Genomic DNA, 24,317 nt, shown 5'->3' on the forward strand with positions numbered 1-24,317 from the left:
ATCTGAGATGAGAATAAGATACACTTCCGATTTATAAACCGTATGATGGCCGTTTTTATACGCGCGTAGCGCCATCCTGGGGTCAGGCAGGGAAGCCCGCAGCATAGAATGTGGAAAAGGCTCTCGCCGTAGCAGCGAAATAGTGCATCTGGTTAGCAGCCGTCGCCGGATGGATATTCATCATTACCTGCGGGCTGCACAGAACAATAAGGAGATTTACATGCTGGAAAAATTGCGTACCCGTGAGGGTAAAAAATTCCTTATCGCCGTCGCGATTGTTTTTGTGGTCGCCGTGTCGGTTATCTCAGAAGCCGCCTTCCAGGGGGTGGTGGATCAGTACGATTTGCCGATGGACGAGTGGTCGGTGTCGATGTTTGTGATTCAGGGCGCGTGGGTGTTTATTTACAGCCTGATGTTTACCATCATCGGTTCGCTGCCCTTCGCGTTTTGGTTCCTTGGACCAAAGGATGATCGCGGTTAGGTTCGGTGCTGGTTTCCCGGATGGCGGCGTAAACGCCTTATCCGGGCGACCAGACGTTCAGGCCGCACGAAATAGCCCCCCTCTCCCTGTGGGAGAGGGCCGGAGTGAGGGCATCAGACCGCACAACAACCCGCCCTACCTCACTTCACCCGCCGATATCCAGCCCGCTCAGCGCACAGAGCAGCGCATCCACCTTTGGCAAGAGCTGCTTACGGCGCGGCCATACCAGCGTCAATGCCAGCCCGTCGGGCTGTACATGCGGCAAAATTATCTCCAGTTCCCCACGCGCAAGGGCATCGCGAATCAGCCATGTCGGCATCTGGGCAACGCCTAACCCGCTACGCACTGCCTGTAACTGGGCATCCACATCCCCCAGCGCCATATGGTAGGGCACGGTACGCCAGTCCGGATACCCATCCTCGGTGACTAGCTGCCACGGCTTACTGCTGCCATCAACGCGCTCGTACAAAATAGCCCTATGCTGCAACAGCGCCCCGACGCTTTCCGGGCGCCCCTCGCGCGCCAGATATGCGGGTGAAGCGCAGAACACCATCTTCTCTCGCCCCAGTTGCCGATACCCCAGCGATGCGGGCATCTCCGCCGTTTTGCCAATCCGCACCGCGACATCAATCCCTTCATCAAACAGATCCACGAAACGGTCAGAAAAGGTCATGCTGATATCTATCTCCGGATGCTGCTGGCAAAACGTAATTAATAACGGCATGACACACAGCCTGCCATAGGTATTCGGCACGGCCAGCCGCAGCCGCCCGGACGGAATAGTGCGTTGCGCCGCCAGTACCGATTCCGCCTCCGCAAGCTCTTCCATTATGCGAATACAGGTCTGGTAATACGCATGCCCGGCGTCGGTCAGTTTCAGGCGTCGGGTTGTCCGCTCCAGCAACGTTGAGCCCAGCCGCGCCTCCAGCCGACTCACGCTTTTACTGATAGCAGATCCGGTCACATGCAAGCGCTCCGCCGCGGCGGCAAAGCTCCCCCCTTCTATACTGGCAACAAAGGGGACAATGTCCTTCAGTCGTTGATCGTGCATTGATTCGTGAACTCAGGTTAGGAATGATGTGAATTAATGCCAGAAATAAGAACAAAATTCTCGATTAGTCTACTCATAACGTTTACGCATGAGGAGAGTGAAATGCAAAAAGAGGCACTGATTGTCGGCATCAGCGGGGTGATTGGCCGCGCGCTGGCGCAAAAGCTGGTGCAGGAAGGCTGGAAGGTCTCAGGGCTGTCGCGCGGGCGCGGCGCGGTGCCGGAAGGCTGCACCCGTCTGACCGCCGATTTGACGGACCCGCAGGCGGTGAATACGGCGCTGGCGGGCATAAAGCCTGACGCACTGTTTTTCAGCGTCTGGTCGCGTCAGGCAAATGAAAAAGAGAACATCCGCGTCAACGGCGCGATGGTCAAAAACGTGATTGAGGCACTGGGTCACCGCCTGAACGGCGCGCATGTCGCACTGGTTACCGGGCTAAAACACTACCTTGGTCCGTTCGAGGCCTATGGCAAAGGCGCCGTACCGGTTACGCCTTTCCGTGAAGAGCAGGGGCGCCAGCCCGTGGATAATTTCTATTATGCTCAGGAAGATGAGATCTTTGCCGGCGCGGAAAAATACGGTTATCGCTGGAGTGTGCACCGTCCGCACACCATCATCGGTTATGCGGTTGGTAACGCAATGAACATGGGTCTGACGCTGGCAGTCTACGCCACCCTGTGCCGGGAAAAAGGCTGGCCGTTTATTTTCCCGGGCTCGCCGGAACAGTGGCATGGCGTCTCCGATGTCACTGATGCAAACCTGCTCGCCGAACAACTTGCCTGGGCGGCACAAAGCCCGAATGCGGCAAACGAAGATTTTAATGCGGTTAATGGCGATGTATTCCGCTGGAACTGGCTTTGGCCGCGCCTGGCCGCCTATTTTGGCATCGAGTCTGGCGGAAATCCGCAGACCATGATGCCGTTGGAAGGACGGATGCAGGAGGCAGCCGCCGCATGGCACGAGATTGCCGCCCGCTACTCGCTTGCCGAGCCCGATATCAGCCGACTGGCCTCCTGGTGGCACACCGACGCGGACCTCGGTCGCCCAATGGAAGCCTTCACCGACATGAGCAAAAGCCGCAAGGCCGGGTTTACCGGCTACCGGGCCACACTGGATTCGTTTACCCACCTGTTTGATACGTTGAAGGCGGAAAAAATTATTCCGGATCGCTAATGTCTTGATGATGAAGCCAGGGGCGATCATCTTCGTCCCTGATTTTTATAATCTGTCGGTCGTGTTGCGCCATGTGTTGAAAGGTATTTATCTCACGATAACAGGCCTTCCCCCGCCACATTGCCTTCTTGAAAATGACAATTGGAAGCATGAATAACAATGCACATAGTTTCACTGGGGGTTTATAAAATTTCTTTTTAAATCATCATAACGTATTCTTAAACAAGACAATACCGCCCTCATTTTTGCACATTCAATACGGGTGTCACGAAAAAATAAACGCTTTTCTTACGGTTTGAGACTAACCACTTGCAATTAACGTTATTATTTGATTACACCAAGACAGTCTCATTATGAAAACATCAAAACACCAAAATAAGAAAAACAATAAAATCATAAAGTTAAAAACGTTGCAAAATAACCACTACCAGACGATGTATTAATTTTCTTAACCTTAAGGTTATCTTAATATTAAAAACGACATTTTTTGTTTTTCTTGCATAAAAAATGATGTCTATCACAAACTTAGCCGAACGTATAAAAACACGCATTTTTATTTAAAGTTTAATTGTCCCTTGCCGTTAATACAGATAACTAGAAAAACATATTTTGCTAATTAAAACGCGTAGAAAAGGTGAAGTATGAACATTTTCGATGACCAGTACGCTCCTGCGTCTGCACCTGATACGCATCGCATCATGAAGCAGACCGTGACGCTGGTACTGATGCTTATGGGCTTCATTTTTTTAACGACAATATTTGCGCTCATTCAGACAGAAAATGATCTGGCGCGTAACACCCGCCACCAAACCCGACAACTGCTAATGAAAGCGCTCGACAATCGTCAGGAAAACCTTCGTTTGCATCTTGCCGATTACGCCGCGTGGAACGAAGCCTGGGATAATCTCCATCGCAAGATAGACTTAAGCTGGGCGTGGGATGAACAAAACCTGGGTAAATCACTGTATTCGAAATTCGGTTACGAAGGCGTGTTTGTACTCTCCCCTAAAGAAGAAACGCGCTACAGCGTCATTAATGGCACTCTTAACCTGGTCCCTTTTGAGGACTGGCTGGGGAAAAACCTTAATACAGAATTAAGCACGGCACTGAAAGTGAACAACGGTACAGCCGTTTCGCGCGTCGTTTTTGCCAATAATGAATTAATCCTGATTTCAGCGGCCTGGATTACCACTGAGGATAGGGCTGTTCTTGCGAAAGCGCCTGCGGATCATTCTATTATGATCTTTGTTGATAAACTGACGCCTAAAAAACTCGCCGCTATGGGTGAGGAATATGCCATTAAGGATTTGCATCTCCTTGCGTCAAAACCCATACGCCGTCCACCACATACAGCGGGTTTGTTATGGCCAGTAACAGGGGGCGAAATCTATTTTGAATGGAACAATAAAAATCCCAGTGACACGCTGCTCACATGGGTACTCCCTCTTCTTGTTCTGCTGATGCTCACATCGGTCCTTCTGGCGCTCTCTCTTGTGCGCAAAGGGCTTTTAAAAGCAAGGCTGAATGACGAAAAAACATTCCTGCTGGAACAAAGCCGCCGGGCATTCGCCATTAGCGAGCGCCGTTTTCGTGACGTGGTGGAAACAACGACAGACTGGATCTGGGAAGCCGATGAGCTCTTACAACTTACCTGGATATCTGTGCGCTTCCCGGTTATTACCGGTCACCGTATTGATGACTGGATAGGCCGCTCGCTGCGGGCGTTTCTGTCACAAGACAACCCGGCACTGACCAAATGGCTGGATCTTCCTTATGCAGGTAACTTCCTCACCCTTAACCATTGCAGCTATTTTTCCGCTCAGGGAAACCAACGCTACTGTAATTTAACTCTCAAACGCGTCACCCTGATTGATGGCTCATTGGGGTTTCGTGGTACCGCAACAGATGTCACTCTGGAAGTGGAGGCCAGCGAACGCATTCAGTATTTGTCACATCATGACGAATTAACCGGCCTGCCTAACCGCGTCCGGATGAAAGAGTTCCTTGAGGGCAGACTGCAATCAAAAAACGAATCGAAAAATGCGCTGGCGATGATCAGTCTCGATCTGAATGATTTTAAAATCATTAACGATGTCTACGGCCATACGGTGGGCGATCAGGTGCTCAGTGAAGCTTCTAATCGCCTGCGCCACTGCATGCGCAGCATTGATTTGGTTACACGCCAGGGCGGAGATGAATTTATCATCATTGCCGCAGACCTTAACCAGCGTGAAGATATTGAAGGTTTTTGCTCGCGGATTGTAGAGGAATTGAACCGTCCTTTTGATATCTGTGGTAACGAGATTATTATCGACGTCAGCATGGGCATTGCCCTGGCACCACAAGATGCCGTTACCGCAAGCGATCTCCTCCGCTATTCTGATATCGCGCTGTATAAAGCGAAAAATGACCCGCATGCCTATTGGGTTTTTTATGAACCTGATATGGCTGAACAAATTGTTCAACGCAGAGAACTGGAGCAAGAACTCCGTGAGGCAATAAAACAGGATCAGTTATTTCTTTTATATCAGCCTCGCTACGATATAAGTCAGCAGAAGATAACGTCACTCGAAGCACTTGTACGTTGGCAGCATCCGACGCATGGGCTTTTTATGCCTGACCAATTTATTCCTCTGGCTGAGGAGACCGGAATAATTATCTCGCTAACAGATTGGGTTCTGACAACAGCATGTCGCGAGGTGAGAGATAAATCAGCAGACCTGTCCCTGTCAGTAAATATATCGCCAGTTGAATTTAAGGCCAGCGACATTGTTCTTCGCGTCAAAGCAATACTGGCTAAAACGGGTTTTGACGCTTCGCGTCTCGAACTTGAAGTTACCGAAAACGCTACCCTGAGCAAGCCAGAAAATGCTTTAAAAATCATGCAACAATTAAAAAGCCTCGGTGTCAGACTCTTGATGGATGACTTTGGCACTGGCTATGCCTCACTTAATTATCTACGGAGTTTTCCTTTTGATGGCATCAAGCTCGATAAGTCTTTTATTATGGCGATGGGCGACTCTGAGAGTGCAAAAAATATTGTCGAGAAGATTATCGGACTGGGTAAAGATTTTAACCTTGAGGTCACTGCCGAGGGGGTAGAAACGTTCACTCAGTTACAGCAACTTGAAGCGTTCGAGTGCGATATCGCACAGGGGTATTTTATTAGCCGCCCAACGACTCTTGATAAAATTGAACTTAACCAAAATTTCAAAAAGAAAAAACCAGCCATAACCGAAGAGGAATTTTAAATCATAGATTTGTGATCCTACGCCAGGATGCAATAACGACTTTAGCGTATATAAATTTTATGTTACCATCATTAACCTTACCAGAACATTATTTACAAGCCCTAAACATAATATCTTTACCGATGTTTTACGCGTGTCGTAAACATCCCTTCGAAGGATAACGATTAGTCTGCGAAATTTAATTTTATGCCTTATTGCATAAGAACTTTAACACCAGGCCTGTTCAACCGGGCTGCTCGTCTGCAAATATATTTTATATTCAGTTACCGGGGGTAGCTATGCAAATTTTACGCGATATCACCATCAGGAAAATGATATTACTGATACTGGTTGTTTTCAGTATTATTTGGGGAATGGCTACCCTGCTTACTTTTTATAACTTTTCCACAATTGATCAGTTACTCACACAAAACGCGTCACAGAAGAATGCCTATGCCATGCTGGTTAAAGGCAATGACCAATATTTTCGTACCATGACGCGTATGTTACGGGCAATGGATTATCGCCAGACCGGCGATGAAGCAAACGCAGCCAAAACAATGGATTCTGCCGCAAAAGCGCTGGCAACCAGCCAGAATATGCTTGCGCAGTTTCGCGATGCGCAACATCCTGGCGTGAGCGATGACGTCATAAAAGCGATGATCAATGACTGGGACGCGTTGCTGACTAACGCCATTGTGCCCATGTACGATGCGGCGAAAAATAATCAGCCGGATAAATTCCGCGAGTTATTTCGTAAAACCTACCCGCCTTTAAGCGTGCAGTTTGGTGCAACCGCTGAAAAATATACTCAGGCGATTCAGTCAGATGCCATTCTGGTGAAAACCAAAGACCAGATGTCCTATAACAAAATAGTGCTCATCAGCGCATTACTGGCGGGTCTGGTGACGCTCTTATTGACCGACCGTTATTTAGTAAATTACCTGGTTAAACCGCTTGGGATGTTAAAAAATCATCTTGAGTTGCTGACCGCAGGAAAATTAAGTAGCCAGCTTGAGACGTTTGGCCGTAACTGCGCCGGGCAGTTGATTCCCTATGTACAAAAAATGCAGGAAAGCCTGCATACAACGGTAAAAACCATCCAGGATAGTTCCGCCAGCATTTTTGCCAACACCAGTGAAATCCGCGGTGGTAATGAAGAATTGTCGAGCCGTACTGAGCAGCAGGCCGCCGCTCTACAACAAACGGCCGCCAGTATGGAAGAACTGACCTCCACTGTCAGAAACAACGCCCAGAACGTGCGTGAAGCTCTCAAACTGACTGAGGAAGCACAAAAAACGGCGAAAAGAGGCGGTGACATCACCTCAACTGTGGTGCAAACCATGCACGGGATTACCGACAGTTCGCAAAAAATTTCCGATATCACCAGCGTGATTAACAGTATTTCGTTCCAGACCAACCTGCTGGCGCTGAACGCCGCAGTGGAAGCGGCTCGCGCTGGCGAGCAAGGGCGTGGCTTTGCGGTGGTCGCCAGCGAAGTACGCCTGCTGGCGCAACGCAGTGCGCAGGCGGCAAAAGAGATTGAAGCCTTGATCAGCGAATCGGTCAACCGAGTCAAAACTGGTGCGGAGCAGGTACAGGAGGCCGGTGACGCCATGTCCGTGATCATCCAGTCTGTCGCCCAGGTAAACAGCCTGATGGGCGAAATCTCCGTTGCCTCAGATGAACAAAGCCGTGGTATTGAACAAATCGGACTGGCGATGACCGAGATGGATGGCGTGACGCAACAAAACGCCACGCTGGTACAGGAAGCCACCGCCAATGCGGTCTCTCTTGAGTCCGAAGCGGAAAGATTGAACAAGACCGTCGATCGCTTTGATCTGGGCAACGGTGTGGTTTCCGCCACACGCAGTGCGAAGAAAACCAGCGTGAAGACACAGCGCGTGCCTGTATCCACCCCAAGTAACGATAACTGGCAGACCTTCTAAGCACGGGTCACCTCAGAGAAAATGGCCGGGTACACACCGGCCATTTTTATTTTAAAGCCCTCTCCCCTTCTTCTTCTTTTCTCATCATTCTGCGTTTGCTTGTCATTTCGTATAACTTTGATCGGCTAAAATAACTCTTACAGGCGCGCGTAACCGATACCTGCACAGGCACGCACGCCATTGCCACAACTCCATGCACTCCTGAGGTTTTTGCTATGCAAAATGAAGAACAACGGCTTATTGAGGGGCTTTTCCAGCGTCTGAAACAGGCGGAACAGCAAAGCGGCGCACGGGATAGCCAGGCCGATCATATGATCGCTGAGTTTGTGCGCCAGCAGCCCTCTGCGCCTTACTATATGGCCCAGTCGATGCTGATTCAGGAAGCTGCGCTGAAACGCCTTCATGCACAGATTCAGGATCTCCAGAATGAAGTGGCCTCCCTGAAAAACAACCAGCAAAGCGGCGGCGGCAGTTTCCTGAGTAGCCTGTTTGGCGGTGGAAAAAGCCAGCCACAGCAGCCAGCCAACAACTGGAACAGCGCGCCGCAACAACAGCCGCCACAGCAACAAGCGGCGCCCACATATGCGCAACCGGCAGCCCGCTCCGGTGGTTTTATGGCCGGTGCGCTGCAAACCGCAGCCGGGGTGGCCGGTGGGGTCGTGCTGGCCGATATGCTGACCAGTATGTTCCACCACTCCCAGCCACAAGAGATCGTGAACATTATTGAGCAGCCTGTCGAACAGGTCTCAGATGTCGCCGGTGATCGGAATTTCACTAACGATTTTCAGGATCAGGACAGCTTCACCAATGCCTCCGACCGCAGCTTCTTTGACCAGGGCAACGACGACAATAGCCGTTTCCTCGATCAGGATGATGACTACGATTTCGGCGGCAATAACGACGACGACAGCTTTATCTGATTAATCGCAATGATGATAATCCCCGCCACACCAGCCCGGTGCGGCGGGGATTTTTTGTCGGTGTTTGACTAGGGCAGCATGATGTCGTGATAGAGCGCGGAAAGTCGCTCTCGCAGATAGCGTACCGCTTTGTGCTTACGCGACAGCAAGGTCTGTACGGGCAGCCCCGTCTCAGCGGAAAGGGCTTTGAAGCTGTAATTTTCCAGTTCGGTTTTTTCGAATACCTCGCGTTGGGCCGCAGGAAGCGCCGCCAGCGCGCTTTCCAGTTCATCCCAGAAAATCTCTCTTAAGCGTGCCTCTTCGGGTGTCTGCACATCGCCAAAAAGCACATCATAGAGTTGATCATCAGCCTCCTCGTCGTCCGAAAATAACCACTCCCGCTTTTTGCGTCCGCGGTCGATCATTTCATTGCGCGCCGCGCGAAACAGCCAGGCGGAGACATTCTCAACCGGTTGTTCGACGTTGATCAATTGCAGCGTCACATCCTGCAAAATATCGTCCACGTCTTCTCGTTGCGGAATACGGCGGCGGATAAAGGCTCTCAGCGTTGTCCGGCACGCTGAGAGCGCTTCAAGGAGCCGCACAGTTCGGGCGTTGTCGGCCTTATCCATTATGCTCACGCATTGTCCGACGGCTTCGGTGATTCATTCTCTGTTGGCATGTCAGGGCCACAGCGCCAGCCATCGCGCCCACCCCAACGGTGGCGTTTCTGGAAAAAGGCCTGTCTCTCTTCTTCGCTCATGTTCATCCACCGTTCATGCAATTGACGATGATCGCGCGCCATTCTGAACATCATCGGCCCCATGCCCATACCGCCAAACAGCACACGGCATAACACCAGCAGTCCAAGCGCGGTCCAGAAGCCGATGGTTTTCAGACCAAACAGACCCGGAATAATGGCGTTCCACAGGGTCATCACCACCAGCGTCATCACGACGGCAAAAACAATAAACATCACACCAAACTTACCGGGATGGCGTCGGTGGCTGCCAAATCTTCTCATGTTGTCTCTCCTTCATAGTGTTGTAATCGGGTAGACGAATGAGCGAGAAAAATATTGCTAAAAACTTATGATTTTTTTCAGGCGTCGGGAAAATGGAAACCAATAACGATTGTAATTAAATGATTTGAAATGATTTTCTGTTGAAATGTTAGCGGTTAGATCCTGACCGCGCAAAAAACAGCCATTTTTGTGATCCATATCACCTTAATGGCGATTTGTTACAGCACTAAAAGCCAAATCTGACTATTCTCGTTTTTAAAGTAGCCCCATGTTTTCATTATTAACGCCCCCTAAATTTAGTGACAGCATAATGACAAAAGGATGACTATAAATATAAATTAAACAAAATTGAGATAGCGACAAAAAAATCTTTACGGTTGCTCAAGCCGCCGCTAAGTTATTTTACCCCTCTTGTGCCAAAATAAACATAAAACCATGATAAACATAATAAAAATAACAAAAACATCGCCTGCTAATATTTATTTCCTCAACGCCAGTTAAACAGAAACGATCTTAAGTGAACGTTAATGAAAATATGCAATCTCTTAAGGTTGAGTTAATAAATAAGCCTTAGCCTAGGCAAGTACTAAGTACTCTCAACGAAATGAGTCTGCTGCTTCCCTGGCTACAGTGCGAATTCATTGCCAGCAACGGTAAGGAAAAGTAATGCGTGAATTTTTACCCTTCTCACGTCCTTCTATGGGCGACGAAGAATTAACGGCGATTCAGGACGTTCTGAAGTCGGGTTGGATTACGACAGGTCCCAAAAACCAACAGTTGGAAGAAGCATTTTGCCAGTTGACGGGCAACCAGCATGCCATTGCCCTGAGTTCGGCAACAGCCGGTATGCATGTCACGTTAATGGCGATGGGCATTGGTGCCGGTGATGAGGTGATTACCCCCTCCATGACCTGGGTCTCTACCCTCAATATGATTGTGCTGCTCGGCGCAACCCCGGTCATGATCGACGTTGACCGTGACACGCTGATGGTGACCCCGCAGAGCATTGAGGCCGCGATTACATCAAAAACAAAGGCCATTATTCCCGTTCATTACGCCGGCGCGCCTGCCGATATCGATGCAATTCGCGCGTTGGGCGAGAAATACAATATTCCCGTGATTGAAGATGCCGCACATGCCGCCGGAACCTATTACAAAGGTCATCATGTCGGCTGTCGCGGCACCGCGATTTTCTCCTTCCATGCCATTAAAAATATGACCTGTGCCGAAGGCGGTCTGGTGGTGACGGATGATGAGCAACTGGCCCAGCGTATTCGCAGCCTGAAATTCCACGGTCTTGGCGTCGATGCCTACGATCGCCAGACACACGGTCGCGCACCGCAGGCGGAAGTGATCTCTCCTGGCTACAAATACAACCTGGCGGATATCAATGCCGCGCTGGCACTGGTGCAGCTCGGCAAGCTTCACGAAGCCAACCAGCGTCGTACCGAGATAGCCCAGCGCTATTTACGCGAGCTGGCTGATACGCCGTTCCAGCCACTGACGGTTCCGGCCTGGCCGCACGTTCACGCCTGGCATCTGTTTATTATTCGCGTTGATGAAACACGCTGCGGCCTGACCCGTGACGCGCTGATGGAAGCCCTGAAAGCACAGGGCATCGGTACGGGCCTGCACTTCCGCGCCGCCCATACGCAGAAATACTACCGCGAGAATTTCCCTGACATTTCATTACCCAATACGGAGTGGAATAGCGCGCGTATCTGCTCGCTGCCGCTGTTCCCGGATATGACCGATGACGACACCAGCCGTGTTATCGCCGCACTTCATCAGTTGGCAGGGCAATAACGATGTTTGAAACCAGCCCCATTAATAAAGTATCCGTTGTGATCCCTGTGTTTAACGAACAGGACAGCCTGCCAGAACTGATTCGTCGTACGACCGCCGCCTGCGATCTGCTGGGTAAGGATTACGAAGTTCTGCTGGTTGATGACGGCAGTAGTGATGATTCCGCCAAAATGCTGGTCGAGGCCGCACAGGCCGACGGCAGCCATATCGTGGCCGTGTTGCTTAACCGCAACTATGGACAGCACTCCGCAATCATGGCCGGTTTTAGCCATGTTACCGGCGATCTGATCATCACTCTGGATGCGGATTTACAGAACCCACCCGAAGAGATCCCTCGCTTGGTGGCAACCGCAGAAGAAGGTTATGACGTGGTGGGTACGGTTCGTCAGAACCGTCAGGACAGCCTGTTTCGCAAAACGGCATCACGCATGATCAACCACCTGATTCAGCGCACCACCGGTAAAGCGATGGGCGATTACGGCTGCATGTTGCGCGCCTATCGTCGTCATATTGTCGATGCGATGTTGCACTGCCACGAGCGCAGCACCTTTATTCCGATCCTCGCCAATATGTTCGCCCGCCGGGCCACAGAAATTCCCGTGCATCACGCGGAGCGCGAGTACGGTGATTCGAAATACAGCTTTATGCGTTTGATTAACCTGATGTATGACCTGGTGACCTGCCTGACCACCACGCCGCTGCGCATGCTGAGCGTGTTTGGCAGCGTTATCGCGCTGGTGGGTTTTGCACTCTCCGTTGTTTTAGTCGTCATGCGTCTTGCTCTTGGGCCGCAGTGGGCTGCCGAAGGTGTGTTCACCCTTTTCGCCGTCCTGTTCACCTTTATTGGTGCGCAGTTCGTTGGCATGGGCTTACTCGGCGAGTACGTTGGCCGCATCTATAACGATGTCCGTGCCCGCCCCCGTTACTTTATTCAGCGTGTTATCCGTCAGGAAACCCCAAATTCTATTGAGGAAATTGAGTCATGAAAACCGTCGTCTTTGCGTATCACGATATGGGGTGCACGGGCATACAGGCACTGCTGGAAGCAGGCTTTGAAATTGCCGCCATTTTTACTCATGCCGACAATGCGGGGGAAAACCACTTTTTTAAATCCGTGGCGCGCCTCGCGGCTGAGCAGGAAATTCCAGTTTATGCCCCGGATGATGTGAACCACCCGCTATGGGTTGAGCGCATTCGCGCGCTCGCGCCAGAGGTGATTTTCTCCTTCTACTACCGCAACCTGCTGTGCAACGACATTCTGAGCCTGCCGACAAAAGGCGCTTTCAACCTGCACGGTTCGCTGCTGCCGAAATACCGTGGTCGCGCACCGCTGAACTGGGTGCTGGTCAACGGCGAGAAAGAGACCGGCGTCACCCTGCACCGCATGACGCAACGTGCCGATGCAGGCGATATCGTGGCGCAACAGAGTGTGGCGATTAGCGACACTGACGTGGCGCTCTCCCTGCATCAAAAACTGTGTTCAGCCTCACAAACCCTGCTGAACGATGTGCTGCCGAAAATCCGCAGCGGCCAGACGCAGGAACGTGCACAGGATGAGTCTCAGGCCACCTATGTTGGCCGTCGTACCCCGGAAGATGGTCGTCTGAACTGGGAAAAACCGGCGCAGGAGCTGCATAACCTGGTGCGTGCGGTCAGCGATCCGTGGCCGGGCGCGTTTGGCTATGTGGGCACCAACAAATTTATCGTCTGGAAATCCCGCGTGCGTACCGATCTGGCGGCGGCGAAGCCGGGCACCGTGCTGTCCGTCGCCCCGCTGGTGGTGGCTTGTGGTGAAGGCGCACTGGAAATCATTACCGGCCAGAGCGCAAACGGCGTTTACATGCAGGGTACTCAGCTTGCGCCGGCGATGGGTCTGGTACCGGGTGCGCTGCTCTCCAGCCGTCCGTTTGTTGCCGTGAAACGTCGTACCCGCGTGCTGATCCTGGGGGTAAACGGTTTTATCGGTAACCACCTGACCGAACGTCTGTTGCAGGATGATAATTACGAGATTTACGGTCTGGATATTGGTTCCGATGCGATCAGCCGTTTCCTTGACTGCCCGCGCTTTCACTTTGTGGAAGGCGACATCAGCATTCACTCCGAATGGATCGAATACCACATTAAGAAATGTGATGTCGTACTGCCGCTGGTGGCCATTGCGACCCCAATCGAGTACACCCGTAACCCGCTGCGCGTGTTCGAGCTGGACTTCGAAGAGAACCTGAAAATTATTCGTGACTGCGTGAAGTACAACAAACGCATCATCTTCCCGTCCACATCGGAAGTGTACGGCATGTGCACCGACGCGAATTTTGACGAAGACACCTCCAATCTGGTGGTGGGTCCGATTAATAAGCAGCGCTGGATCTACTCGGTATCCAAACAGTTGCTGGACCGCGTGATTTGGGCCTACGGCGACAAAACCGGCCTCAAATTCACCCTCTTCCGTCCGTTTAACTGGATGGGGCCGCGTCTGGATAACCTGAACGCCGCACGTATCGGCAGCTCCCGCGCCATCACCCAGTTGATCCTCAACCTGGTCGAAGGTTCGCCGATTAAGCTGATCGAAGGCGGTAAACAGAAACGCTGCTTTACCGATATCAGCGATGGTATTGAAGCCCTGTTCCGCATCATCGAAAACAAAGATGGCCGCTGTGACGGGCAGATCATCAACATCGGTAACCCGGACAACGAAGCGAGCATCAAAGAGCTGGCGGAAATGCTGCTCGACTGCTTCGAACGTCACCCGCTGCGCGACCGTTTCCCGCCGTTTGCTGGCTTCCGCGAAGTAGAAAGCAGCGACTACTACGGTAAAGGCTACCAGGACGTTGAGCACCGTAAGCCGAGCATTCGCAACGCTAAACGCTGCCTTGACTGGCAGCCGACGGTAGAAATGCACCAGACCGTTGAAGAGACGCTGGACTTCTTTTTACGCACCGTTGAGGTCACGGAACAGAAGCCATGAGAAAAGTCGGCCTGCGCATAGACGTCGATACCTTCCGCGGCACCCGTAAGGGGGTGCCTTCGCTGCTGGACATGCTCAATCGCTACGGCGTTCGCGCAAGCTTCTTCTTTAGTGTGGGGCCGGACAATATGGGACGGCATCTTTGGCGGCTGGTTAAGCCGAAGTTCTTACTAAAGATGCTGCGCTCTAAAGCAGCCTCGCTGTATGGCTGGGATATTTTACTGGCGGGCACCGCGTGGCCCGGCAGGAATATCGGGCGCGCCAACGCGGATATTATCCGCAGCGCCGCCGCCAGCCACGAAGTGGGGCTGCATGCGTGGGATCACCACGCCTGGCAGACCTGGTGCGGCGTATGGGACAGCGATGAGTTGCTCCACCAAATCGCACTGGGTAAAGAAGAGCTGGAATCGATAATCGGCACGGATATTACCTGTTCAGCCGTGGCTGGCTGGCGTGCCGATCAACGGGTGATTAAGGCAAAAGAAGCTTTTGATTTTCGCTATAACAGCGACTGCCGGGGCAGCGCGCCCTTTTTACCGATAACGGGCGTCGGCCAGACGGGCACGGTGCAAATTCCGGTGACGCTACCGACCTGGGATGAAGTTGTCGGGGGTGACGTAAGCGCCAGCGGGTTCAACGATTTCATCCTGACCCGCATGCTCGATGATCCCGGCGTGCCGGTTTATACCATTCACGCCGAAGTCGAAGGCATCGCCCATCGCCTGGAGTTTGAAGATTTACTCCAGCGCGCCGCCGAGGCGAATATTCAGTTCTGCCCGCTGGGTGAACTGTTACCTGCTAATTTACGCACCTTGCCTACGGGCAAAGTGGTGCGAGGTGAAATTGCCGGCCGGGAAGGATGGCTGGGTTGTCAGCAAATGGAGAGAACGGAATGACGAAGTCGTCACGCTACGGTCTGGTTGTACTTGCCCTGTTTGTCCTCTACTACCTGATCCCTGTCGAATGGCGTTTACTCTGGCAGCCTGATGAAACGCGTTATGCAGAGATCAGCCGTGAAATGCTCAGCAGCGGAAACTGGACCGTGCCGCATTTTCTTGGCCTGCGTTATTTTGAAAAACCGATCGCCGGTTACTGGGTGAACTCCATATTCCAGTGGCTGTTCGGCGAAACCAACTTTGCCGTTCGCGCCGGGGTTATCTTTTCAACCGCGCTGGTTGCCGGGATGGTCTCATGGTTTGCCTGGCAGCTTTGGCGCGATAAACGCGTGGCGATGATGGCCGCCATCATTTTCATCACCATGCTGGAAGTCTACGGTATCGGCACCTATGCGGTGCTCGACCCGATGATTGCTCTGTGGCTGGTTGCCGGGATGTGCACGTTCTGGATTGCCGTTCAGGCCAAAACCACCTCCGTAAAAGCGGCGGGCTACGTGCTGCTGGGCCTGACCTGCGGCATGGGCGTCATGACCAAAGGATTCCTGGCGCTGGCCGTGCCGGTTCTGAGCGTTTTACCCTGGGCAATCGCGCAGAAAAAATGGAAAGAGGTGCTGATTTGGGGCTGGCTTTCCATCGCCAGTTGCGTGCTGGTTGTCCTGCCGTGGGGGCTGGCGATTGCCCAACACGAGCCGGATTTCTGGCACTACTTCTTCTGGGTGGAGCATATTCAGCGTTTTGCCATGGCGGATGCGCAGCACAAAGCCCCGTTCTGGTACTACCTGCCATTTGTCTTACTGGGAAGTCTGCCCTGGCTGGGGCTGTTACCCGGTTCGCTTCGTCTGGCATGGTTCACCCGTGAGAATAACCGCGCGACGCTCTACCTGCTGTGCTGGGTAGTGATGCCCTTTCTGTTTTTCAGTATCGCGAAAGGCAAACTGGTGACCTACATCCTGCCCTGCTTCGCGCCGCTGGCGATTTTGATGGCGGGTTATTCGGTGCAGGCCGCAGAGAGAGGCTACCGTGCTTTGCGCGTGAATGCCTGGCTCAACATTGGCTTTGGTCTGTTTGGCCTGGTTGCCGCGTTTATTGCCTCCCCCTGGGGACCACTGAAAAACCCGGTATGGACAACACTCGAAAGCTATAAAGTGTTTTGTGCCGCCATGGCCTTTTTTGTCTGGGCACTGGTGGGCTGGTACACCCTGCGCAATACCGAAAAAAGCTGGATGCTCTCGGCATTGTGTCCAGCCGGGCTTGCGCTGCTGGTTGGTTTCGCCATCCCTAACCGGGTGATGGAGTCAAAACAGCCGCAATTCGCGATCGGCATGGCAAAAGAGTCACTGGCATCCAGCCGCTATATACTCAGTGATAATGTCGGCATCGCCGCAGGCCTGGCGTGGGAACTCAAACGCAGCGATATTATTATGTTTGGCCAGACCGGTGAGCTGCAATATGGCCTCAGCTACCCGGATGCGAAAGACAAATTTATTGCTGAGAAAGATTTCAACGACTGGCTGGAACAACACCGTCAGGAAGGCAAAGTCACGCTGGTGGTGCTGCTTTCACGCGGTGAAAGTGTGAATAGCCTGCCGATTCCTCCCCCGTCAAATGTGTTTGTTCAGGGGCGAATCGCACTTATTGAATATGCGCCACAACCATGATCTGGTTTCTGCTTATGCTGGCAAGCCTGCTGAGCTTTGCCGGACAGTTGTGCCAAAAGCAAGCGACGCGGCCTGCCCTCAGGGTGGGCCGCCGTCGTCATATCTTAACCTGGCTCGGGCTGGCGCTGGCCTGCCTCGGCCTGGGCATGATTTTTTGGCTGCTGGTCTTACAGAGCGTCCCCGTTGGCATCGCCTACCCGATGTTAAGCCTCAATTTTGTCTGGGTGACGCTTGCCGCCTGGGGGATCTGGCGTGAACCGGTTAACCTGCGCCACTGGCTTGGCGTGGGGTTAATTATTGTGGGCATTGTGGTTCTGGGTGGTGCAGCATGAAAGGTATTCTTCTGACGCTGGTCAGCGTGTTGTTAACCAGTGCGGCGCAGCTTGCAATGGGCTATGCCATGGCGGTCCTTCCGCCGGTGTCACAGTTTTATGCCTTTATCGGCGCGCTGTGGCCCGTTCATCTGGAAACAATGCTGCTGCTAGCCGGGCTTGCGGGTTATCTGGCCTCAATGTTTTTCTGGTATCTGGCGTTACACCATCTGGCATTGAGCAAAGCCTATGCCCTGCTGAGTCTCAGCTATATTCTGGTGTGGTCGGCGTCCCTTATTTTGCCCGGCATGCGCGGCGTATTTTCCGTTCAGTCGCTAACGGGCGTGCTGATTATTATTGCGGGCGTCCTGGTTATTTTTCTGCCCGCACATAAAAAGCCCGGCTGATTATCGCCGCAGCGCCAGTAATAATACGCCTGCGGTAATCAGCAGCAGTCCCCCTGCTTCACGGAGCCCTGGCCGTTCGCCGAGAAAAATAAAAGCGAAAATCGCCACCATCACCACGCTCATTTTATCGACCGGGACAACTTTAAACGCTTCGCCGATCTTTAACGCCCGGAAATAACACACCCAGGATGCTCCCGTCGCCAGACCCGATAAGATCAGAAAAAGCCAGGTACGTTTGCCAATCAGCAAGGGGTTCTGCCACTTACCGGTAAAGTAAATAAAAGCCGCCAGAATAACGATAATAATCCCGGTGCGGATTAAAGTCGCAAAATCGGAGTCTACATTTTGAATCCCGACTTTAGCGAAAATGGCGGTCAGCGCGGCAAAAAAGGCGGACAGTAGCGCCCAGATAAACCAGTTACTGAGTGAAAACATGCGCTCTCCCATTCATTATTACCATCAATATAGACTCCTGCGGATAAAAGAGATTATGCCGCAAATCGGCGGGCTATTTTTATGCCGCAAACACCCGCGCATGGCCTGTAATTTTGAGCGCAACCGGAGTGCCTGGCAATAATAATTGTGGGGTGACGGTATTAAGGGTGAGCGTTTGCGCACGATCCGTAAACCCCAGCGTCAGCGTCGAAAGATAACCGCCAAAATCGATATCCAGTACCGTCGCCTGCAACGCAGTTTCACCCGCTGACGCCGGGGTAATCATCAGTTGCTCCGGGCGCAGCATGATGCGCCGCACCCCCTGCGCCCTGTTGTCATCCACCGGCACATCGCCGACCAGACATCTGGCTTTGCCGTTGGCGACCTCCGCCGTCAGGATTAACGCATCCCCTAAAAAGAGCGCCGTCTCTTCATCGATCGGCTGCGAATAGACCGCCTGCGGCGTCCCCACCTGGGCAAACCGCCCGTGGCGAATGACGGCAATCTGCTCGGCAAAAGAGAGCGCTTCGTTCTGGTCGTGGGTGACCAGCACGGCAGCAACGCTCGCCTCAGAGAGAAGATCGGCGGTCGCTTTACGGGTTGTGGCGCGCAGTCCGGTATCCAGCGCCGAGAATGGTTCGTCCAGCAACATCAGCGCCGGTTGCTGCGCCAGCGCACGCGCCAGTGCCACGCGCTGCTGCTGGCCACCGGAGATTTCATGCGGCCAGTGGCGCGCCAGTTGCCTGTCCAGTGAGACGCGGTCCATCAGGGCTTCAACCTGCTTACGCCGTTCCTGGCGCGAGGCGCGGATCCCCCAGCCAATGTTTTCTTCAACCGTCAGATGCGGAAAAAGCGCCCCTTCCTGCGGGACAAAACCAATTTTTCGCTGATGCGCCGGAACCGATACTGTCGGGCTGAACAGCGGCGTGCCGCGCATCGTTATCTGGCCGCTATCGGGCATCTCAAACCCGGCAATCAGGCGTAACAGGGTGGTTTTACCGGAGCCTGATGGCCCCACTATCGCGGTGCGGCTGCCGGGTGACAGTGAAAGCGTGATGTTATCCAGCACCTGAGTGTGGCCAAATTTTTTCGACACATTAATAAGCTCGAACATCTTAACGACCCGATAGTTTTTGTGATTGCTTGTAAAGCAGGCCCGTCAGGGGAAGAGAAATCAGGATCATGCACAGGGCATACGGGGCCGCAGCAACGTAGTCAATCTCGCTGGTCAGCGCCCAGAAACCGGTGGCAAGCGTGCGGGTTCCCAGCGGAGAGAGCAGCAGTGTCGCCGTCAGTTCGTTGCTCACCCCCAGAAAGACCAGTGCCGCGGCAGCCGCCGCACCGGGCGCCGCCAGGCGCATTGTCACGCGACACAGCGCCCATCCTGGCGACACGCCGAGGCTTTGCGCGACATGTTCAAGTTCGACAGGCGCCTGGGCGATACCGGCGCGTAAGTTGATCAGCGCCCGGGGGATAAACATCAGCATATACGCCAGAAAGAGCGTCACTTCAGTCTGATAAATGGGCCGCGCGTAATGAATGGTGACCGTCACCAGCGCCAGCGCCGTCACGATCCCTGGCAGTGAACTGGCCACATAGTTCATGCTTTCCAGCAGCCGGAACAGGCGACGCGGATGGCGAACCGCCAGCCACGCGCACGGAATAGCAAAGCCAGTGGTAATGAGTGCCCCGGCCGACGCCAGGACCACCGTTTGATGCAGAGATAACCACAAATCACCGTTCTGCCAGACCGCCAGGCCGCCCGCCCACAGCCAGCGCCCCAGCACCGCGATGGGCGTTCCCAACGCCAGCACGACCACGCAAGCCAGCAGGAGTTGTCCCAGCAGATGACCTGCCATTGCGGGTGCATGGATATTCTGACGGCGGGCGGAGCCTCCCCCCACGCGGGCATAGCGAGCTTTGCCGCGGGTTGCCCCTTCCAGCAACAGAAGCCCCAGGCAGCACAGCGCGAGCACCCCCGCCAGCATATTGGCCGCCGGGCCGCTAAAGGTGGACTGGAACTGATCGTAAATAGCGGTAGTGAAGGTATCGAAGCGGATCATCACGTACAGGCCATACTCTGCCAGCAGGTGCAGGCCCACCAGCAGCGCGCCGCCCCAGATAGCCAGTTTCAGTTGCGGCAATACCACACGAAAGAAAACCTGCCACGGAGCAATGCCTAAAGATGCGGCAACGTCTTCGAGGTTAGGGTCCAGTCGCCGCAGAACAGCGGCAACCGGCATATAAATAAACGGGTAATAAGCCAGCACGGAGATAAACACGGCGGCCGCCAGCCCATGTAAAGACGGGATAACGCTCACCCACGCGTAGCTCTGCACAAAAGCCGGGATCGCCAGCGGCGCAACCACCAACAACGACCAGACGCGACGCCCCCGCAGTGCGGTTCTCTCCGTTAGCCAGGCCAGCGCTACGCCAAGACAAACGCAAATGGGGAGCGAAAAAAGTATCAGCAGCAGCGTGTTCGCCAGTAACTCCGCGACACGCGGGCGAAAGACGAGCGCCTTAACGCTCTCCCATCCCGTATCAATACCTGTCGCAATCACAAACCCAACGGGCAGTAACGCCAACAGGGAAACCAGCATGGCTAATATCACCAACATTCGCGCGGGGCGATGCTGATGCGTTTGGCGTTGCTGTTTTCCAGCCAACGGAATGCTCAAACCAGACATAAGGCGCTCACTGTTATTATTTTAAAGAATACCCGCCTGGGTCATCAGCTCGGTGACTTTTTTACTGTTGAGCGTAGACGGTTCAACTTTCGGCGCTTCAAGTTTATTCAGCGGTACCAGTTTTTCGTTTGAGGCAGCGTTCACGCCCACCGCATATTCAAACGCGTTGTTGGTGCGCAGAATATCCTGCCCGGTTTTGCCGGTGATCCATTTAATAAAGGCCTGGGCCTGCGCTTTATGTTTGCTGGAAGCTAAAACACCGCCACCGGAAATACTGACAAAGGCACCCGGATCCTGATGTTTGAAATAGTGAAGTTGCGTGTTTTTGCTGTTCTCACCGGTTTTTGCCTGATCGACAAAATAGTAGTAATGGTAAATAACGCCACTATCAATCTGCCCGGCATTCACCGCTTTTAAGACAGTGCTGTTACCTTTATAAGCAACAAAATTGGTTTTCATCGCTTTCAGCCAGTCGAGGGTCGCCGGTTCGCCTTTTAACGCCAGCATAGCGCTGACAATCGCCTGGAAATCGGCACCCGAAGGAGAGGCCGCCCAGCGCCCTTTCCATTCCGGCTTCGCTAAATCCATGAGAGATGTCGGCACCTGGGCCGGGCTGATTTTGCTCGGGTTATAAACGAACACGGTGCTACGCGCGGCAATCCCAATCCAGCGGCCATGGGCCGGACGATAAGCGGCAGGCACCTGTTTTAGAGTATCGGCATCGAGCGGAGCGAACAGGTTTGCGTTGTCGACCAGGGTCATTGCCGGAGAGTTTTCAGTCAGGAAAACATCGGCAGGCGAAACACTCCCTTCCTGGACAAGCTGATTACCCAGCTCGGTATCGCCGCCATTACGCAGGGTCACTTTAATCCCGGTCTCTTTCGTGAAACCATCAACCCACGACTGAACCAGATTTTCATGCTGGGCATTATAAATGACAATGCCGTCATCATTGTCGGCCGCAAAAGCAGAAGAACCCGCGAAAACAGAAGAGATGACCAAAGCTATCGAACACATGGCAGAAAAGCGATTTTTCATATTTATTCCTTATAAAAGGTGTGTCTAAACGAAGCGTTTGCAAGCTGGCTGGAGTTTAAACGCACAGATATCGGAATGAGAATCGAAATAATTCTCAATATTTGAGTTCGCTATTTAATACTGCCGAATTTTAAATATTTTAATAAACATATCGTTTTGAATTTCGAGAACATCCAAAGATTAAGAAAACCTTAACCCGTCTGAAATTTATCAACTTTTTCCAGCGTCCATTTTTTGTTATCGTCCTTTCTTTTCCGGGTTTATAAAATTAATATCATTCTATCCCTGATGCCAGCAGGGACACTATAATTAATAATAAAAGGCACGCTGACTCATCATGAACGGTAAAAAAATAGATACCATCGCAAAAATTGCCATGCGCAGTCGTGGCATTACGGTAAAGGAAAAAAGAGTTCGCTTTCAGGGCGTCACTGTTCTTTTTCGCTACAATGAAGGCCGTTATGATGTCTTCTCTGATAACGAAAAGGTCGACTCTATCGAAACCAATAACATTAATCAGGCCATTGCTGAATACAAGAAGAAAAAGCAAAGCTAACGCCTCCTGCCCCGTTCTTCCCCTGACAACTCAACCGCGTTAAACGCCAGACGGCTACACTCATTACATCCTCTTTTGTCACCATGGAGATTGTTATGTCAGAAAAGCTTCACGCGCAGTGCCACTGCGGTGCCGTCGCTTTTACCGTTGAACTCACTGATGGGTTTAATACCTTACGCCGCTGTAACTGCTCGTTTTGCCGGATGCGCGGTGCGGTAGCTGTCTCTGCCCAATTATCCGGGCTCGAAGTGACGCGGGGCAAGGAGAAACTCACCGAGTACCGGTTTAATACCCAGGCAGCGGCTCACTATTTTTGCTCCGTCTGTGGGATTTATACCTTTCACCAGCGCCGCTCCAACCCGGAGCAATTTGGCGTTAATGTCGCCTGCATTGAAGGCGTTTCCCCTTTCGATTTTCCGGTCATTCCTGTCATGGATGGCGTGCATCACCCCAAAGATGGCCCAAGCGATGGCATCATGGGCTATCTGACGTTCAACCTGAAATAACCCCCCACCCTGGCTGACTTCGGGCCAGGGGTTCTCTACATTTACCTCGTGATTTTGCGCATTTGCCCCTTTTACTCGCCATTGAAAGATACTAGTATGGTAGTCACAAAAACATGACTGAATAAAAGGACAACTGTGATGCAAATGACAATGCGCTGGTTTGGGCCAGACGAGGATAAAATTCCGCTTGAGCATATCCGCCAGGTACCGGGGGTTGAAGGTGTGGTCGGCGCGCTTTACGACGTCGCTGTCGGTGACGTCTGGCCTGTCGATAAAATTAAACACCTGGTTGGTCTCGCCCATCAGGCAGGCCTCAAGATGGAAGTTATTGAGAGCGTTAACATCCATGACGACATTAAGATTGGCCTGCCCAGCCGCGATCAGTACATTGAAAATTACCAGCAGACCATCCGTAACCTCGCCCGTTTTGGCGTGAAGGTGATCTGCTATAACTTCATGCCGGTATTCGACTGGATGAAGACCGAGATGAATTACGTCCTTCCGGATGGCTCGCTGACCATGGCCTTTGAGAAAAAAGGTATCGACAAGAGTCTTGAGCAAGTGGTGCGCGAAGTGTTGGATAATTCTAACGGTTTCGCCCTGCCCGGCTGGGAACCTGAACGTCTGGCCGGCGTGCAGGAATTGTTCGCGAAATACAAAGACGTGGACGATAAGACGCTGCGCACCAATCTGGTCTACTTCCTTGAGCGCGTCATTCCGGTGTGTGAAGAGGTTGGCGTGAAAATGGCTATTCACCCGGACGATCCGCCGTATTCGATCTTCGGCCTGCCGCGCGTGGTAAAAAACCGCGACGACCTTGACTGGATCTGTAACGCCGTCGACTCCCCGGCTAATGGCATTACGCTGTGCACAGGCTCCATCGGTGAAGACCCGGAAAATAATGTCTACGACATCCTGGCGGAGTTCACACGCCGTAAACGCATCCATTTTGCGCATGTGCGCAATATTAAGCTCATCAAAGACAAAGATTTCTACGAGTGCGCACATCCCTCTCCGTACGGTTCGCTGGACATGTACAAGGTGATGCAGGCGCTGCATGACAATGGCTTCGAGGGTTATATCCGCCCGGATCATGGCCGCTTTATCTGGGGGGAAACCGGTCGTCCGGGCTACGGCTTATATGACCGTGCTCTGGGTGTGTCCTATCTTGTCGGCCTCTGGGAAGCGCTGCAGAAGAAACAGCATTAACCTGTTTGCCGCCTGCGCATAGTTGGGCAGGCG

At 52.7% G+C, this 24,317-nt stretch carries 22 protein-coding genes; 15 read left to right on the top strand and 7 right to left on the bottom strand.

Annotated features, from left to right (window positions below):
• Positions 1–220 precede the first annotated feature (220 nt).
• A complete protein-coding gene (locus tag C5523_RS20465; RefSeq protein WP_079497931.1) occupies positions 221–481 on the top strand; it encodes a DUF2534 family protein in 261 nt (86 codons plus the stop codon).
• Positions 482–626: 145 nt separating this feature from the next.
• Here the strand turns inward: C5523_RS20465 and C5523_RS20470 are convergent, their stop codons facing one another.
• The gene (locus C5523_RS20470; protein ID WP_108701861.1) at positions 627–1,532 is read right to left on the bottom strand and encodes a LysR family transcriptional regulator; all 906 of its coding nucleotides are present in this window, start codon (positions 1,530–1,532) and stop codon (positions 627–629) included.
• Between the two features lie 102 nt (positions 1,533–1,634).
• Between C5523_RS20470 and C5523_RS20475 the strand changes: the two genes are divergently transcribed.
• The 4 genes from C5523_RS20475 to C5523_RS20490 all read left to right on the top strand — a co-directional run bounded on the left by C5523_RS20475 (position 1,635) and on the right by C5523_RS20490 (position 8,804).
• Positions 1,635–2,705, top strand: a complete 1,071-nt coding sequence (locus tag C5523_RS20475; protein ID WP_108701862.1) for an SDR family oxidoreductase — start codon at positions 1,635–1,637, stop codon at positions 2,703–2,705.
• 641 nt (positions 2,706–3,346) lie between these two features.
• Positions 3,347–5,956, top strand: a complete 2,610-nt coding sequence (locus tag C5523_RS20480) for an EAL domain-containing protein (RefSeq protein ID WP_108701863.1) — start codon at positions 3,347–3,349, stop codon at positions 5,954–5,956.
• Positions 5,957–6,234: 278 nt separating this feature from the next.
• Positions 6,235–7,884 (top strand): methyl-accepting chemotaxis protein, encoded by a 1,650-nt coding sequence (locus tag C5523_RS20485; RefSeq protein ID WP_108701864.1) that lies wholly within the window; start codon positions 6,235–6,237, stop codon positions 7,882–7,884.
• Positions 7,885–8,099: 215 nt separating this feature from the next.
• Positions 8,100–8,804 (top strand): DUF2076 domain-containing protein, encoded by a 705-nt coding sequence (locus C5523_RS20490; protein ID WP_108701865.1) that lies wholly within the window; start codon positions 8,100–8,102, stop codon positions 8,802–8,804.
• Positions 8,805–8,872: 68 nt separating this feature from the next.
• Here the strand turns inward: C5523_RS20490 and C5523_RS20495 are convergent, their stop codons facing one another.
• Positions 8,873–9,415 carry an RNA polymerase sigma factor gene (locus tag C5523_RS20495; RefSeq protein ID WP_107222542.1) on the bottom strand — a complete coding sequence of 181 codons (543 nt, stop codon included), beginning with the start codon at positions 9,413–9,415 and terminating at the stop codon, positions 8,873–8,875.
• Between the two features lie 5 nt (positions 9,416–9,420).
• Positions 9,421–9,807 (bottom strand): hypothetical protein, encoded by a 387-nt coding sequence (locus C5523_RS20500; RefSeq protein WP_041852289.1) that lies wholly within the window; start codon positions 9,805–9,807, stop codon positions 9,421–9,423.
• A gap of 666 nt (positions 9,808–10,473) precedes the next feature.
• Between C5523_RS20500 and arnB the strand changes: the two genes are divergently transcribed.
• The 7 genes from arnB to arnF are packed head-to-tail and all read left to right on the top strand — an operon-like array spanning position 10,474 to position 17,850.
• Positions 10,474–11,613: a UDP-4-amino-4-deoxy-L-arabinose aminotransferase gene (gene arnB, locus C5523_RS20505; protein WP_108701866.1), complete on the top strand. Its 1,140-nt coding sequence runs from the start codon at positions 10,474–10,476 to the stop codon at positions 11,611–11,613.
• 2 nt (positions 11,614–11,615) lie between these two features.
• Entirely contained in the window at positions 11,616–12,599 is a 984-nt protein-coding gene (gene arnC / locus C5523_RS20510) for an undecaprenyl-phosphate 4-deoxy-4-formamido-L-arabinose transferase (protein WP_041852291.1), read from the top strand.
• Positions 12,596–14,578: a bifunctional UDP-4-amino-4-deoxy-L-arabinose formyltransferase/UDP-glucuronic acid oxidase ArnA gene (gene arnA, locus C5523_RS20515; RefSeq protein WP_107222544.1), complete on the top strand. Its 1,983-nt coding sequence runs from the start codon at positions 12,596–12,598 to the stop codon at positions 14,576–14,578. Before arnC ends, arnA begins: the two co-directional genes overlap by 4 nt.
• Entirely contained in the window at positions 14,575–15,474 is a 900-nt protein-coding gene (arnD, locus tag C5523_RS20520) for a 4-deoxy-4-formamido-L-arabinose-phosphoundecaprenol deformylase (protein ID WP_041852293.1), read from the top strand. The genes arnA and arnD overlap by 4 nt, the downstream gene beginning before the upstream one ends.
• On the top strand, positions 15,471–17,132 hold the full coding sequence (gene arnT / locus C5523_RS20525) for a lipid IV(A) 4-amino-4-deoxy-L-arabinosyltransferase (RefSeq protein WP_041852294.1): 1,662 nt from the start codon (positions 15,471–15,473) through the stop codon (positions 17,130–17,132). The genes arnD and arnT overlap by 4 nt, the downstream gene beginning before the upstream one ends.
• Positions 17,129–17,464, top strand: a complete 336-nt coding sequence (gene arnE, locus C5523_RS20530) for a 4-amino-4-deoxy-L-arabinose-phosphoundecaprenol flippase subunit ArnE (RefSeq protein ID WP_041852295.1) — start codon at positions 17,129–17,131, stop codon at positions 17,462–17,464. The genes arnT and arnE overlap by 4 nt, the downstream gene beginning before the upstream one ends.
• The gene (gene arnF, locus C5523_RS20535) at positions 17,461–17,850 is read left to right on the top strand and encodes a 4-amino-4-deoxy-L-arabinose-phosphoundecaprenol flippase subunit ArnF (protein ID WP_108701867.1); all 390 of its coding nucleotides are present in this window, start codon (positions 17,461–17,463) and stop codon (positions 17,848–17,850) included. Before arnE ends, arnF begins: the two co-directional genes overlap by 4 nt.
• On the opposite strand, the gene C5523_RS20540 is transcribed toward arnF, so the two are convergent.
• The 4 genes from C5523_RS20540 to C5523_RS20555 form a co-directional block, all read right to left on the bottom strand.
• The gene (locus C5523_RS20540) at positions 17,851–18,285 is read right to left on the bottom strand and encodes an EamA family transporter (RefSeq protein ID WP_041852297.1); all 435 of its coding nucleotides are present in this window, start codon (positions 18,283–18,285) and stop codon (positions 17,851–17,853) included.
• Between the two features lie 79 nt (positions 18,286–18,364).
• Entirely contained in the window at positions 18,365–19,399 is a 1,035-nt protein-coding gene (locus C5523_RS20545; protein ID WP_108701868.1) for an ABC transporter ATP-binding protein, read from the bottom strand.
• A 1-nt stretch (position 19,400) separates the two neighbouring features.
• Complete coding sequence (locus tag C5523_RS20550) at positions 19,401–20,975, bottom strand: iron ABC transporter permease (protein ID WP_041852299.1); 1,575 nt, start codon at positions 20,973–20,975, stop codon at positions 19,401–19,403.
• 21 nt (positions 20,976–20,996) lie between these two features.
• Positions 20,997–22,013, bottom strand: a complete 1,017-nt coding sequence (locus C5523_RS20555; protein WP_108701869.1) for an iron ABC transporter substrate-binding protein — start codon at positions 22,011–22,013, stop codon at positions 20,997–20,999.
• A 337-nt stretch (positions 22,014–22,350) separates the two neighbouring features.
• Here C5523_RS20555 and C5523_RS20560 point away from each other — a divergent pair, with 337 nt between their 5' ends.
• The 3 genes from C5523_RS20560 (at position 22,351) to uxuA (ending at position 24,284) form a co-directional block, all read left to right on the top strand.
• Positions 22,351–22,569, top strand: coding sequence for a hypothetical protein (locus tag C5523_RS20560; protein ID WP_041852301.1), 219 nt, complete (start codon positions 22,351–22,353; stop codon positions 22,567–22,569).
• A gap of 95 nt (positions 22,570–22,664) precedes the next feature.
• Complete coding sequence (locus tag C5523_RS20565) at positions 22,665–23,075, top strand: GFA family protein (RefSeq protein WP_041852302.1); 411 nt, start codon at positions 22,665–22,667, stop codon at positions 23,073–23,075.
• A 138-nt stretch (positions 23,076–23,213) separates the two neighbouring features.
• Positions 23,214–24,284, top strand: a complete 1,071-nt coding sequence (gene uxuA, locus C5523_RS20570; protein ID WP_108701870.1) for a mannonate dehydratase — start codon at positions 23,214–23,216, stop codon at positions 24,282–24,284.
• Positions 24,285–24,317: the final 33 nt, after the last annotated feature.

It is taken from the genome of Phytobacter sp. SCO41 (genome assembly GCF_003073275.1).
GTDB classification, from domain to species: domain Bacteria; phylum Pseudomonadota; class Gammaproteobacteria; order Enterobacterales; family Enterobacteriaceae; genus Phytobacter; species Phytobacter diazotrophicus.

Bases quoted from the DNA above. Each gene is read 5' to 3' on its own strand.
- C5523_RS20465 (WP_079497931.1), top strand. From the start codon at position 221: ATGCTGGAAAAATTGCGTACCCGTGAGGGTAAAAAATTCCTTATCGCC.
- C5523_RS20470 (WP_108701861.1), bottom strand. From the start codon at position 1,532: ATGCACGATCAACGACTGAAGGACATTGTCCCCTTTGTTGCCAGTATA.
- C5523_RS20475 (WP_108701862.1), top strand. From the start codon at position 1,635: ATGCAAAAAGAGGCACTGATTGTCGGCATCAGCGGGGTGATTGGCCGC.
- C5523_RS20480 (WP_108701863.1), top strand. From the start codon at position 3,347: ATGAACATTTTCGATGACCAGTACGCTCCTGCGTCTGCACCTGATACG.
- C5523_RS20485 (WP_108701864.1), top strand. From the start codon at position 6,235: ATGCAAATTTTACGCGATATCACCATCAGGAAAATGATATTACTGATA.
- C5523_RS20490 (WP_108701865.1), top strand. From the start codon at position 8,100: ATGCAAAATGAAGAACAACGGCTTATTGAGGGGCTTTTCCAGCGTCTG.
- C5523_RS20495 (WP_107222542.1), bottom strand. From the start codon at position 9,415: ATGGATAAGGCCGACAACGCCCGAACTGTGCGGCTCCTTGAAGCGCTC.
- C5523_RS20500 (WP_041852289.1), bottom strand. From the start codon at position 9,807: ATGAGAAGATTTGGCAGCCACCGACGCCATCCCGGTAAGTTTGGTGTG.
- arnB (WP_108701866.1), top strand. From the start codon at position 10,474: ATGCGTGAATTTTTACCCTTCTCACGTCCTTCTATGGGCGACGAAGAA.
- arnC (WP_041852291.1), top strand. From the start codon at position 11,616: ATGTTTGAAACCAGCCCCATTAATAAAGTATCCGTTGTGATCCCTGTG.
- arnA (WP_107222544.1), top strand. From the start codon at position 12,596: ATGAAAACCGTCGTCTTTGCGTATCACGATATGGGGTGCACGGGCATA.
- arnD (WP_041852293.1), top strand. From the start codon at position 14,575: ATGAGAAAAGTCGGCCTGCGCATAGACGTCGATACCTTCCGCGGCACC.
- arnT (WP_041852294.1), top strand. From the start codon at position 15,471: ATGACGAAGTCGTCACGCTACGGTCTGGTTGTACTTGCCCTGTTTGTC.
- arnE (WP_041852295.1), top strand. From the start codon at position 17,129: ATGATCTGGTTTCTGCTTATGCTGGCAAGCCTGCTGAGCTTTGCCGGA.
- arnF (WP_108701867.1), top strand. From the start codon at position 17,461: ATGAAAGGTATTCTTCTGACGCTGGTCAGCGTGTTGTTAACCAGTGCG.
- C5523_RS20540 (WP_041852297.1), bottom strand. From the start codon at position 18,285: ATGTTTTCACTCAGTAACTGGTTTATCTGGGCGCTACTGTCCGCCTTT.
- C5523_RS20545 (WP_108701868.1), bottom strand. From the start codon at position 19,399: ATGTTCGAGCTTATTAATGTGTCGAAAAAATTTGGCCACACTCAGGTG.
- C5523_RS20550 (WP_041852299.1), bottom strand. From the start codon at position 20,975: ATGTCTGGTTTGAGCATTCCGTTGGCTGGAAAACAGCAACGCCAAACG.
- C5523_RS20555 (WP_108701869.1), bottom strand. From the start codon at position 22,013: ATGAAAAATCGCTTTTCTGCCATGTGTTCGATAGCTTTGGTCATCTCT.
- C5523_RS20560 (WP_041852301.1), top strand. From the start codon at position 22,351: ATGAACGGTAAAAAAATAGATACCATCGCAAAAATTGCCATGCGCAGT.
- C5523_RS20565 (WP_041852302.1), top strand. From the start codon at position 22,665: ATGTCAGAAAAGCTTCACGCGCAGTGCCACTGCGGTGCCGTCGCTTTT.
- uxuA (WP_108701870.1), top strand. From the start codon at position 23,214: ATGCAAATGACAATGCGCTGGTTTGGGCCAGACGAGGATAAAATTCCG.